Origin of the sequence: Vibrio sp. 10N.239.311.G01, from assembly GCF_041465805.1 — a bacterium.
Lineage (GTDB): Bacteria > Pseudomonadota > Gammaproteobacteria > Enterobacterales > Vibrionaceae > Vibrio > Vibrio crassostreae_C.
Genome location: NZ_JBFSRM010000019.1, coordinates 45,443 through 58,551 on the forward strand (window position 1 = coordinate 45,443; position 13,109 = coordinate 58,551).

Here is a 13,109-nt window from a genome sequence, read left to right on the forward strand (position 1 = left end):
TTAATAACTAGGCAAAAGGTAAAGAGTTGGGTGAATTTAACGGCATAGCGAGGTGTAACTGTTCAAGTTACCGAAAAAACGAGGGTAATAGTGGTATGATCGCGGGCTCAGCACCATAAGTGATAAAGAATAGGAAACAGAATGACTCACCTTACCGAACAGCAAGAAGCTGCAATGGCGACGTTTAAAGAAAACTTACACCTTCCAAATGGTGGTTTTCATAAACTGATTATCGAGCTAAGTAAGGAGTATCAGCTGCCTTTCCAAAAGGTGCGTGCGGTTTTAAAGAAAGCTCAAAAAGATGTTGAACGACAAATACGAGAAGATTTTACCAGCGTTGATGACACAGTACTGAACCAAGCGAATTGGGTAAACATCATTAAGTCGAAGCTTGTTGAGTTAGCGGAAGAAAACCAAACGGTCATGGATAAGCTGCAACAAAACCTGAAGTATCAAAAAGTGTTGTCGGCAACCGAGGGTTCAATCGCAAGCGAAGACGAACGTGACGAGTTGATTGAAGAGTTGATTCAAGCTTATGAGAAAGAGGTGTTCAAACCGTTACTGGCGATGTTGCATACAACGAAGCTGTATTGGAAGTTAATGCTGGTGGATGAGACATGTAAGATGAATGAGGAGAATCGTGAGAAGTTCAGTGATTACCCTCAACACATGCAAGCTGCAGAACACTTATATACTCTTGATCAGAAGTTAAGGTCGATGCCGTTAACTTATTAGTCCATGAATGCACTGATAATGACTCAATGGTGATTCAGAGTTTGATATAAGTTGGTTTCAATAGAAGTACGATAACCTAGCTAGCGTTAGCCGCGTGTGAAATGCAAAAAGGGCTAGGTTTCAGATCTGTTTTACTTCTACTCTATTTTGTTCTGCTAGAGCGAATTGAGGGTGACATCTTTTACATCTTTGGGACTAGATGGTGTTTCTTTTGTAGCCTTTGGGAAATGCTATAGGAGTGTGAAATGTCCTAGGGTGTTTCCGTTGCCTGAAACGATAGTTCCGATGCTTTCTCGTTCATTAAATTCAAAGTCGATGAGATAGCTGTGATGTTGTAGCTTGGGCAATATGTGGCGGTGGAGTATATCGCTATTGAGCTGTCGAATCTCGGTGACCCATGAAATCTCTTCTTTGTGTAAATCTATTTTAATCTTGAGCATTTATTACCTTTTAGTTTATTGACTGTTTTTTCGCGTGATAGTTGGTACCAATGGGTTTGTCGTGTTGTTCTGCGTGACATAACTGTGCCTTGTGTTTATTACATTTGTATTTAAGTGCTCGATCTATTCTGACTTCGCTGACAAAAGAGCAAATGACGATAGATCGGTAGTAGGATCGAATTTAAAAGCTATTGAATGACTATCTGGGTGAAAGCTGACGCAGAGATGGTGTAACGAGGGAATCGAGAACTGTCTATGTGGAACTTGGACTTACTTTAGCATTAACAGCTCTATAGATTAGAGCCAGGTGGCGAACTATACGCCTAGTTTTCAAAATTACAACCCTATTTCAATTAAATTCAAAAATATTTTTGGGTGATTTACCATCGGTTACTGAAGGTTAAATGAGCGAAGGTCAGGGATTTGACCATGATATCTGACTGAGTCTTGGCTTTTCAGCTGTTCGTATTCGTTGTCATTAGTGGGTTTAATTGATCAGCTAATTTGGTGATGATTAAGTCTCTGTTGTATATGATCTTTACATTGTAAATTACAATCCATGATTTTGGGGTTCAGCGTTGTAATTACAGGGTTTTTGGGTGCTTTCCCCATCTGTTTTTTTCTTCAGGTTGATGAGTATTTTCCTCTTCGCGTCTTTTTGATATTTCTGATTCCTAATACCTCTCCTGACTACGTAAAATATGAATACTCACTTTTACGTTTCTGAATAATAAAGTTGTTGTATCGCCAATTTAGTGCAAATATAATTGATAATAGTTCTCACTTGCGTTACAAGTTTGTTGTCAATCCAATGACAGACTTTAAATTATCGTTATTTAGCAGTTGTGTACGCCCCATGCTCGTCTATGAGTAATGTGACTTTCATTGTCATGAGTGGTGGTTTGTATCAATGGCAAAGGAAGAAACATGAAGAAAACAATCAATTCAGTTCGCCAGTTATTGAGCGGGCTTGCCATCGTTCTAGCATCATCATTCATGATGACCGCGCATGCGGAAACCGTCACCATTGAGCATGTGAAAGGCACAGCGCAGTTTACTGAAGTACCACAGCGAGTGGTGGTTCTAGGCCACGGTAGCTTAGACGTGCTCGATAAAATTGGTGTACAGCCAGTTGGCGCGCCTCATAGCTTGCTGCCTGATTACCTAGCTTCGTACAAAGATACGACGGCAAATACAGGCTCATTAAGCGAACCTGATTTTGAAGCTATCTACATGTTGAAACCTGACATCATCATCGCGGAAAACCGCATGCTTAAGGTTTACGACAAACTGGCACAAATTGCTCCGACCATCATGTTCTCTATTGAAGGCGACAAATACTGGGCTGATGCTCAGCAAAACTGGCGCGCGCTAGGTGACATCTTTGGTAAGCAAGCTGAAGTAGAAGCGATCATTAAAGAGACTCAAGCTTCTATTACTGCGGTAAACGACAAAGTGGCGTCTGACGAAACTTCAGCAATGATGCTAATGAACAACGGCAACAACATTGCGATGTTCAACAAAGGCAGCCGTTTCTCAATCATTTTTGATGACTTTGGTTTTGTGGAATCAAAGAGCGCAACTGTGGCTCCGATCAAAGGAACACACGGCAACCTAATCTCTTTTGAATACATTGCAGATGCAAAACCTGAAGTGCTTTACGTGCTTGACCGTGAAAAAGCGATTGGCAAATCAGAAGGTCGCGCACAACAACTGTTTGATAACCCACTGGTTGCGGCAACACCTGCAGCGCAGCACGGCAATATCGTTTACCTTGATTCAAGTGCTTGGTATTTGGCTGGTGGCGGTGTGACGGCGATTCACAGAATGCTTGGTGACATTGAACGTACGATTCAATAGTTATTAACCATCAGATTTTCGGGCTTATAAGAGTGTTCTTATAAGCCCTTTTTCCCTTTTTTATACGGGCTACCCGAGACCTACCTTTAGTATTATTTCTATGTTGAAACCCATTGCAGCTGCTGTATTTCTTGTTGTGTTATGCGTTGCGTCATTGATGATTGGAGTCGCTGAAATCAGTTTTAGTGACTTCTTCAATGGCAACCAACACGCCAATTCTATTTATATTGTTAGTCGGATTCCTCGACTACTCGCGATCGTGCTTGCCGGAGCGGGATTGAGTGTTTCTGGCTTGATCATGCAGCAAATCGTACAGAACAAGTTTGCCGCGCCTTCGACGATGGGCACCATTGACTGTGCGATGTTGGGTTACATTGTCGGCATTCTAGTACTAGGCAATGCTGCGCAATGGAGCTACTTAGGCTTTATCTTCGCGTTTGCAGTGTTTGGCACCATGCTATTGGTTCGCTTCCTACAACACCTCAAGTTTAAGAACGCGGTATTGGTGCCTTTGATTGGCATTATGTATGGCAACGTTGTTTCGTCTCTAACAACCTTTATTGCTTATAAGTACGACTTAGTACAAACCATGTCGGCATGGACTATGGCGAACTTTGCGAGCGTGTTGCAGGGCAGCTATGAAATCCTTTATCTCGCGGTTCCTGCTTGTGTGCTGGCTTATTACTTCGCGAGCCAGTTCAGTGCGGCGAGCATCGGTGAGAGCTTCGCGAAAAACATCGGCTTGAATTACCAGAAGATCGTTTTCATTGGTGTTGCGTTGGTCGCTATCTGTGCTTCTTCTGTGGTGATGATAGTCGGTGTTATCCCATTCCTTGGCCTTATCGTGCCGAATATCGTGTCGTTGATGATGGGCGATAACATGAAGAAAATTCTGCCTTGGACTGCCTACTGGGGCGTGATCTTGGTATTGGCCTGCGACTTATTAGCGAGAGTCATTATCTTCCCTTATGAGATTCCAATCTCGATGGTAATCAGTGTCTTTGGCGGCTTGATTTTTATCTACCTAATCATGAGAGACAAGTCGAATGCGTGATTCAGTAAAAATTGCGATTCTGGCTATCGCGTCTTTGGGGATGGCAGCAGTATTTGTGGGGCAAGGACTTACGTGGGATAACTACGAGTTCTTCTTGTCTCTGCGACTACCAAAACTGCTGTCGATTGTGTTGGCGGCGGTAGCGATCTCGGCGTCGTCATTGGTTTTCCAAACCATTACTAATAACCGAATTCTAACCCCATCCATCTTGGGCTTTGACAGCTTGTATATGCTGGTACAAACGGTACTTCTGTTTGTGTTTGGCAGTGCTAGCTTCTGGGTGATTGACTCGATCGCAAACTTTTCGATGTCTGTGACTGTGATGATCTTGTTCTCGTTTGCTCTGTTCCATTTCTACTTTAAGAGCAAGCGAAACAACGTATTCACACTGCTGTTGATAGGCATCGTATGTGGCAGCGTATTCTCGAGTTTGTCTAACTTCTTGGCGATGTTGATTGACCCGAACGAGTTCGCGGTGCTGCAGAATGTGATGTTCGCAAGTTTCAATAACGTGAAAGGCGAGTTGGTTTACCTCAGCCTTATTCCTTTGGGTTTGAGCTTGCTTGGCCTTTGGTTGTTGGCGCCTAAGCTTGATGTACTTTGGCTTGGTGTTGATAACGCGACAAGCCTGGGTGTGAACACCAAGCGATTGACTCAGATTACCTTGGTGATTGTGTCAGTGATGGTCGCGGTGTCTACGGCTCTGGTTGGCCCTGTGCTGTTCTTTGGCTTGATCACCGTGAGCTTAGCTCGCCAGATATTCCGATCTTATCAGCATCGTGTGCTTATCATCGCAAGCAGCTTATTAGCGATCGTGCTATTGGTTTCTGGCCAATGGTTTATCGAAAAAGTGATGGCGTTTGAAACCACTGTGAGTGTGATTATTAACTTGGTCGGCGGTTTGTATTTTATGTTCTTGTTGTTACGCACCAGAATTCAGTAAAGGTAGTAAGTAGTGATTAAATTAACAGGTTTAAGTAAGAAGTATGGCAAGTCACTCGTGGTTGATGATGCCAGTGCTATGTTCCCGAAAGGCGAAGTGACTTCTATCATTGGCCCAAATGGTGCGGGTAAAAGTACACTGCTTTCAATGGCGAGTCGCTTAACCGACAGTGACGCAGGTGAAGTGGTCATTGGCGATAAGTTACTGGCTGAGTGGGATACCAAAGAGCTAGCTAAGCACCTTGCCGTGTTAAGACAATCAAACAACATCAATATGCGATTTACGATTCGTGAGTTGGTCTGTTTTGGTCGCTTCCCACACTCTCAAGGTCGCTTGAAAGACGAAGATCATAAAATCGTCGATACAGCACTAGAACACCTTGGCATTACTGACATCCAAAACAAATACCTTGATGAGTTGAGTGGCGGTCAGCGTCAAATGGCGTTTATCGCGATGGTTGTGGCGCAAGATACGGATTATGTGTTCTTAGATGAGCCTCTGAACAATCTTGATATTAAACACTCGGTCGAAATTATGCAGACGTTGCGTCGTTTAGCGCATGAGTTCAATAAAGCGGTCGTTATCGTGATTCATGACATCAACTTCGCTTCTTGTTACTCAGATAACATTGTTGCGATGAAGAAAGGCAAAGTGGTTAAGTCGGGTAAGGTTTCGGAAGTGGTTGAAAAATCAGTGATGGAGTCTATCTACGAGATCCCATTTGAGATTCGTGAGTTCGATGGTGTTCGAATCTGTATGTATTATTCTGGTCGTTAGATTACTGAATAACTCGGTTGTTTTGCTTTCTAGCCGTTGAACGAAAAGAGCTCCCATATGAGGAGCTCTTTTTGTTTTCGGATAGTATCTGTGTTGTTAGTGAAATGTTGCAATGCAAAGGTAATTCCCCTTGTATAATAATAACTTAACTGACGTAATATTGACTGGTCGTACTTCTAATAACGCCAGTTTGAAGTCACTCACAGATCTACTCTTCATTTTTGAAAATCAATTGCTTTTTTTTCTACTTAACCTATGGAAACCGTTCTACACTAGGGTTATAACTGTTTGATTTGTATACGAGGTATCAATGAGTCGGAAACCTATAGTGTTAGTCGTGGATGACACCCCAAGTAACTTGGATGTGTTAACGGCAATACTCAAAGATACTTATCAAGTGAAAGTAGCGATTAACGGCACAATTGGTATCAAAATTGCGAAGATGGTGCCGCAGCCAGACCTTATCCTCCTTGATATCATGATGCCTGACATCGATGGTTACGAGGTGTGCCGCCAACTTAAAGCTCAGCCGAATACGGCTCACATTCCTATCATTTTCGTGACCGCCACAATTGGTCCAGATGCCGAAGTAAAAGGGCTCTCCTTGGGGGCTGTCGATTACCTAACCAAGCCGATAACCCCTGCAATTGCACTCCAGCGTGTGAAAACGCATATCGCACTTTATGACCAACAACGCGCGTTGTTTAGTCAGGTAAAAGAGAAAACTCAAGAGATCAATCTCGGTAAGCTAGAAACACTGAACATACTGGGTAGAGCTGCTGAATTTAAAGACAATGAAACAGGCATGCACGTTAAGCGTATGAGTCACTACTGTGAAGTGCTAGCTAAAGCCTTGGGAATGACTGACGAAGATGCCGAGACGCTCCGTGACGCGGCGCCAATGCACGATATTGGTAAGATAGGTATCCCTGATAACGTGTTGCTTAAGCCCGGAAAACTCGATGCGGAAGAGTGGGCGATCATGCAGAAGCACGTCGAGTATGGTGTGGAGATTTTAGGGCAGCAAAGTGATTCAAAACTGATGCGCATGGCGATTCAAGTGGCGCAGTATCACCATGAGAAATGGGACGGCTCTGGTTACCCGAGTCAAGTGGCAGGGGAAGATATCCCACTGGTTGGCAGAATTGCTGCTGTGGCTGATGTGTTTGATGCTCTAACGGCAGAACGCCCTTATAAAAAAGCTTGGAGTGTCGAAGATGCTTTGGCTTTAATCACTGAGCAGAAAGGTAAGCATTTTGACCCGACTATCGTTGATCTGTTTTTCATTAAATTGCCAGAGATTCTAGAGATTAAAGAGAAGTTCAAAGATGAGTGACCTCTGGCAGATGTGGGGTAAGTGGGGTAAGCGTTATGTCATCGCCATAATTTTGTTTGTTGTATTCGTTGTTCGTGCCGCTAGCGTTAACGCTGAGGCTGCTCCGGATCAACAACCAAACCTATGGCAAGATCCTGATCGTGAAATCACGTTTGTTACACTATCCAGTCATTATCCTTACTCATTTATTGGTGATGACGGAAAAGTCGACGGGATTATTCGAGATTGGGCTTACGATCTTGAAGAGCGTTTCAACGTAAAAACCAACTTCATCAGCGTAGATTCTCATGCTGAAGCAAAGCAAGCTTTGTTAGACGGGAAAGGCGATGTGTTTCCGTTTCAACAGTTTGATCCCAGCGAAGGAGGACGTTTCCTTCAAACTGATCCTTATATCTCGTACCAAATTGCCGTCATTCTTCCTACCGAAGATCATCTCAATAATAAAATAGAGCAAGAGGCCAAAAGGCGAATTGCCATGGTTCGAGAAAGCATCGACCTAAAGCGATCTGGCGTGCAGCTTAGTTCGATTGAGAGAGTTGAATTCGATACGGCCATTGATGCTATTCGTGCATTAGAAGATGGGTCGGTTGATGGCTTACTGGCTGAACCTGTAACCACCATGGATCTTGCTCATAAAAGCGGAGTCGAGAATTTAGCGGTCAACCATGTACTTGATCGCTGGAAGAACATCAAAGCAGCCATGGTTATTCGTTCAAACGACAATGAGCTGCTTAACTTATTGAATCAACAGATTGCAACGTTTGATATCAGTAAAAAGAACCGCATTTTATCTAAATGGTTAGATGACTCGCCTTATCGCTCTCCCATTAAAGGTGTATTTGGATTCGGCAACCCGCCTTACATGTATCCAGACAGTACTTCTGTTGGCTTAGAGCATGACATTATGCAAAGGGCATTGAACGATATGGGGTATCGACTGGGTGACGTTGTCACTTTGCCTCGTACTGCAGCTCGTCAAGCTATCGATAACAACAACTCAATATCATTTGTTTCTGGCGTTCAACTTGATGACTCTTCATTGCACTTTGTCAGTGACAAGGTGATGGATGTTGATTTTGTGCCAGTGTCATTAAAGAGGCGTAAGCTGGATTTGAAGTCGGCAAAAAATTTGTCCTTAGGTGCATTGTTGTTCGATGAAACATCGCCGATTAAAAACTCCGTAGAAGTGTTGGAAAGCCAATTGAGCATTGATCGGATAGATGATCTCGACAGCTTAGAGTCGGCGTTTTCCCAACTGAGAGCTCAAAATGTTGATCTCCTGATGGTAGAAAGGCGCGTATTAACCTGGTTTGTCACCAATACCCGGTTTATTGAAATGCGCGAGATTCAGATCCATGAAGATTATAAAGTCAGTTATCCCATCTACGTGGATTTCAGGGGGGCTGAGCTAAGAGACCGCTTCAATGCCGCATTGGCAAACCTGAAAAGGGAAGACGGGGAGTTTGAGCCAATTCTTAGAAGACAAATTAAGAACGACCTGACTCCGGTTCTGAAGAAGGCCGATATTATTGCTCAAATCTCAGCGTACTTTATTGTTAATGATCGCTTTGACGAATTGCCTAAGATTTTTGACATATTTGATGCAGATAATACTTTCATGGTTATTTCGGCACTGGCTGATAATAATAAGCGACCGCTTGAATCTTGGTTCCTAGGAGATGTATCAACGCCATCATTGGACAAGAAAAACACCTCTAAATTGTCATCCGTAACGAAAGGCGTTGGCTATAAAACGCAGACGGGCAGCACCAATGCTGGGTTTATGACGTTCTATTTCGATGTGGATTCCGTGGAAGGAAGTTATGTTTATTTCCCTGCCATTGAGCAGTTTGATTCATTCGGAGATGGTGCAAAACGTTATATTTCAGATGTTTATCAATCGAACAGTTTAGCCGGTGAACTTCTTAATCTTAGTCAAAATGAACGTCAGTGGATAAAATCTCATCCAGTATTGAAAATCGGTATTGATCCTAACTCTTTGCCTTATGAAGCCGTATCGAGCAAAGGGGAATACATCGGCATGATCGATGATTACCTAAAGCTGATCGAGCAGAAAACAGGTTTACGCTTGGAACATGTTGATGTCGGCAGTTGGCAGGAGACTCGACGACTCGTTGACCATAGAAAAGTGCACCTTGTGTCGGCCGCTGTGGAGAATCGTTCGCTTGGCGAGGGCGTGAAGGCGGGTAAGCCGTTATTTTCTAGTCGTTTGGCTATTGCCTCAAGACGAGATGTGAACAGCCTTGTCTTAGAAGAAGCTGCAGGTTGGAAAATAGGTATTTTAGAAGGGGGAGCCAACACAGAAGCTATTGTGGATAGTTACCCTGAGATCAATTGGTCGATGGTGTCATCGACTAATGATGGATTAGAGCTCGTCGAATCGGGTGAGTTTGATGCGATGATTGATACCGTTGACGTCTTAAATTACTTAATCGACTCATTTGGCTATCGAGGAATTGGCATCATCGGTCGATTAGACTTCTTCCTGTCGCCAACTCTGCATGTCATCAAATCTGAACCTTTGCTGTTGTCTATTGTGAACAAAGCGATAGGCAGTATCTCAGCTGAAGAACACCAGAAGATCTCTGCAAAATGGGCTGCACCCAAAGCGATAGAAAGAGTTGATTATCAATTGGTTTACACCATTTCGGTTTTTTCTCTGGTGATCCTTCTTCTTATTATTTTCTGGAATCGTAAATTAGCGAAGCAGATCAGTATTGCTAAGGAAGCGACCGAAGCTCTGGAAAAGGCGCAGAACCAACTCTACAACATGCTAAATAGCTCTCCAATTGCAGCTAGTGTGGTATTTGAAGAAGAGGTTCGTTACGCGAACGATACGGCAAAACGTTTGTTTGGCGTGGAAGATCAGGCGTTGTCTTCTATCGACGTTGCCGCTATCCATGACTCGCTGAGCGTTCGTGATGGCGTGCATAAAGAGCTCGACCTTAACGGTAAAGTTGAAAATAGGGAGTTGGTACTCAGAAAGTCTGATGGAACCCGATTTGTTGCTTTGGTCAGTTACTATCTTTTTGAGATTGATGGGGAAGTCGCCACACTATTTTGGGCATTCGATATTTCAGAAATGAAGCGCCTTAACGAACAATTGGAAGAAGAAAAACAGAGAGCCGATTTGGCGAGCCAAGCTAAATCGGAATTTTTAGCTAATATGAGCCATGAGATAAGAACCCCAATGAATGCCATTATTGGCTTGTCTTATCTGGCGATTGGCGAAATATCTAATCCTGTCGCTCGAAATTATATTGAGAAAGTGCACCGTTCTGGCCATTCGTTACTCGGTATCATCAATGACATCCTTGATTTCTCAAAGATAGAAGCTGGACAACTTGTTATTGATAACGTCCCGTTTGATCCCGTAACGACCTTTAAAGATGTGATTGAGCTGATGGAGTCGAAAGCGGCTGAGAAGCAGCTCAATTTGTCGATGGTCATAGACTCTGAGTTAGACACGCCATTGCAAGGCGATCCATTGAGGTTGTTCCAAGTCATACTCAACCTTGTGGGTAACGCGATTAAGTTTACGGAAAAAGGCAGCGTAGCGTTAACGGTGGAGCATGTTGACTCGAACGACAGCAGCCTAACCATGAGAGTGAGTGTGATGGATACCGGGATAGGCATTTCGGATGAGAACCGTCACAAGCTGTTTGAAGCCTTTAGCCAAGCGGATACCACAACGACACGTCGGTTTGGCGGTACAGGGCTTGGGCTCAACATTAGCCAGAAATTAGTTCATGCGATGGGCAGTCAAATTACGGTAGAGAGTGTTTACGGGCAAGGCAGTGAGTTCTCCTTTGTACTGACATTGCCACGCTCAAGCTCGGATGCGTTAGCCGACTTCAAAGCTCAAGAGTTGCAACTGGATTATCAGATAGAGTTCAAAGGGCAAAGAGTGCTATTGGTTGAAGACAATGAGCTGAACCAAGATCTCGCCTTAGCATTTTTCAGTCGCTCTAAATTAAATGCCGATCTTGCTGAAAACGGAAAGGAAGCGCTGGAGTTAGCTAAAAACAACGACTACGAAATAATCTTCATGGATCTTCAAATGCCGATTATGGACGGCTTTGAAGCTACCCGTTTGATTCGTGAATTCGATATAGATGTACCGATTATTGCAATGTCAGCCAGTGTTTTTGATGATGCGAAACAACGAGCGAGGGCGTCGGGCATCACGGACTTCTTGGATAAGCCTATTGTTATTGATAAAGCGATGTCTCTGATTACTCGATACATTGTTCCTGAGGTATTAGTTGAAGGTAGAACGCATTCAGATGCGATACAGACAGGTGATTCTGATGAGAGTGCGGAATTACACTCTGATACTCACATAAAACCGCCTGTTTTCTCTCAGTCGAGGTTTGAGCAACTGACTTATCATGATGTGAAACTGCAAGCCAAAATGCTTGATAGGTTCTGCAAAGGATCACCAGACATGATGTCGGATGCTTTTGATAGCTTAGTACAAGGCGAATGGGAGACGTTAGAGCGTAATCTACATACCTTAAAAAGCATGGCAGCTTCGATTGGTGGGTTGCGATTGGCAGAGTTACTCAGTGATTTAGAAAGCAAAGCTCATAACAAGGCGTGTGATGAAGAGGATCTTAAACAAGGTGAGCTTGGGTTAATTGAACTGATTAAAGCAGTTGAGATCAGCTTTGATGTGCCTGGTGCCAAAGGATCTAATACGACAAGTTCTGAAGTAGCCGATGTGAGTCTTGCTGATACCTCTGACTCACCGAGCATCACGTCAGAACAGCATGCTCAGTTGCTATCACTGCTGGATGCGTATGATAACGATGCAACTCAATATGTGACTGAGTTACTGGCACAGTATCCACATTCTGTTGTTCTCAAAGATGTTCGAAGTGCGTTAGATAATTATGACTTTGAACGAGCAAAAGAGGGGCTTGGCGCTTCTGAGTAGTTGTCTTTTATAAATATCACTTCAACATTAAAGCCTTTAGCTCTTATAGCGAAATACCGAGCTAGCTAAAGGCTTTAAATCTATCTATACCGAACTAACGACTCACGTTCTGTTTGATTAGCTCAACAACCGTATCGTATCGGTGCGGCAGTTTTCGGTTTCGTTTTTGAACCAGATACAGCGTTTCCTCTACTTCTACCTTTGGCGGCACAACGTGTAGCTTGTCTCTATCTGGGAAGTGTTCAACCGCGCCAGCCGGTAATACGGTAAAACCTAATCCTTTTGATACGGGTAGCAAGATCTGGTGAAGCTGATTGATGTAGCCAGATCTTGGTATTTCATTAACGTTGATGTTCGCGAGATCCTTGTCTCCACACAGATCGAAATACAAAGACAGGTAGTGAGCAGAATCTGGATGCGCAATAAGGCCAATGTCGTGCAGTACTTGTGGTGTTATCTCTAAGTGAGCCAGACTGCTGTGAACGATGAGGCAGAGTGCTTCTTTACCAATGACTTGGCTTTGATAGTAACTGTCGTTTGGGGAGTGCCTAACAATGCCGATATCGGTGGTACCTTGGATTAGGTCGTTCAATATCTTTTTGTTTGGAGCCGCTTCTAAGTTAATGCTCAGATCTTGGTGTTGCTGCTGAAGTTCAAGAAACTTGGGATACAGACGTAAAGAGAGTGAACCCGAACAGGATAGATGACATTGCCCAGCATAAGGATTGTCAAAACTCAGAGATTCGAATAAATCTTCTTGGTCTTTTTCTAGCTTGAGCGCATAGCGATACATAATCCGACCCTGTTCGGTCAGCTCGAAGCTTTTATTTTCCCGAGAAAGCAGGTCACAATTGCAAGCTTGTTCAAGCTTCTTGATGTGCTGGCTCACTCCTGGTTGTGTCATGTACAACTTTTCTGCGGTTTGGGTGAAATGTCCAACTTCAACCAGAGTCTTAAATGTATTGAGCCAAAGTGGATTGATCATACTCACCTTCAAATACTAA

Annotated in this window: 9 protein-coding genes; 7 read left to right on the top strand and 2 right to left on the bottom strand. The window is 43.5% G+C overall.

The features are described 5' to 3' along the window. Window positions 1-141: 141 nt before the first annotated feature. Window positions 142-735, top strand: a complete 594-nt coding sequence (locus tag AB6D06_RS15370; protein ID WP_372110870.1) for a hypothetical protein — start codon at window positions 142-144, stop codon at window positions 733-735. A gap of 230 nt (window positions 736-965) precedes the next feature. Here AB6D06_RS15370 and AB6D06_RS15375 read toward each other — a convergent pair whose 3' ends face one another. Then, on the bottom strand, window positions 966-1,175 hold the full coding sequence (locus AB6D06_RS15375) for a hypothetical protein (RefSeq protein WP_004731601.1): 210 nt from the start codon (window positions 1,173-1,175) through the stop codon (window positions 966-968). A gap of 927 nt (window positions 1,176-2,102) precedes the next feature. Between AB6D06_RS15375 and AB6D06_RS15380 the strand changes: the two genes are divergently transcribed. The 6 genes from AB6D06_RS15380 (at window position 2,103) to AB6D06_RS15405 (ending at window position 12,105) form a co-directional block, all read left to right on the top strand. Continuing rightward, window positions 2,103-3,035 (top strand): siderophore ABC transporter substrate-binding protein, encoded by a 933-nt coding sequence (locus AB6D06_RS15380; RefSeq protein WP_048610912.1) that lies wholly within the window; start codon window positions 2,103-2,105, stop codon window positions 3,033-3,035. A 100-nt stretch (window positions 3,036-3,135) separates the two neighbouring features. Continuing rightward, window positions 3,136-4,089 carry an ABC transporter permease gene (locus AB6D06_RS15385; RefSeq protein ID WP_372110873.1) on the top strand — a complete coding sequence of 318 codons (954 nt, stop codon included), beginning with the start codon at window positions 3,136-3,138 and terminating at the stop codon, window positions 4,087-4,089. Continuing rightward, window positions 4,082-5,032, top strand: coding sequence for an iron chelate uptake ABC transporter family permease subunit (locus AB6D06_RS15390; RefSeq protein WP_372110875.1), 951 nt, complete (start codon window positions 4,082-4,084; stop codon window positions 5,030-5,032). Before AB6D06_RS15385 ends, AB6D06_RS15390 begins: the two co-directional genes overlap by 8 nt. Before the next feature lie 12 nt (window positions 5,033-5,044). Next, window positions 5,045-5,809 carry an ABC transporter ATP-binding protein gene (locus tag AB6D06_RS15395; protein ID WP_017061894.1) on the top strand — a complete coding sequence of 255 codons (765 nt, stop codon included), beginning with the start codon at window positions 5,045-5,047 and terminating at the stop codon, window positions 5,807-5,809. Between the two features lie 310 nt (window positions 5,810-6,119). Further along, complete coding sequence (locus AB6D06_RS15400) at window positions 6,120-7,145, top strand: HD-GYP domain-containing protein (protein ID WP_372110879.1); 1,026 nt, start codon at window positions 6,120-6,122, stop codon at window positions 7,143-7,145. Further along, window positions 7,138-12,105, top strand: a complete 4,968-nt coding sequence (locus AB6D06_RS15405; RefSeq protein ID WP_372110882.1) for an ATP-binding protein — start codon at window positions 7,138-7,140, stop codon at window positions 12,103-12,105. The genes AB6D06_RS15400 and AB6D06_RS15405 overlap by 8 nt, the downstream gene beginning before the upstream one ends. A 94-nt stretch (window positions 12,106-12,199) precedes the next feature. On the opposite strand, the gene AB6D06_RS15410 is transcribed toward AB6D06_RS15405, so the two are convergent. After that, entirely contained in the window at window positions 12,200-13,090 is an 891-nt protein-coding gene (locus AB6D06_RS15410) for a LysR family transcriptional regulator (RefSeq protein WP_372110885.1), read from the bottom strand. Window positions 13,091-13,109: the final 19 nt, after the last annotated feature.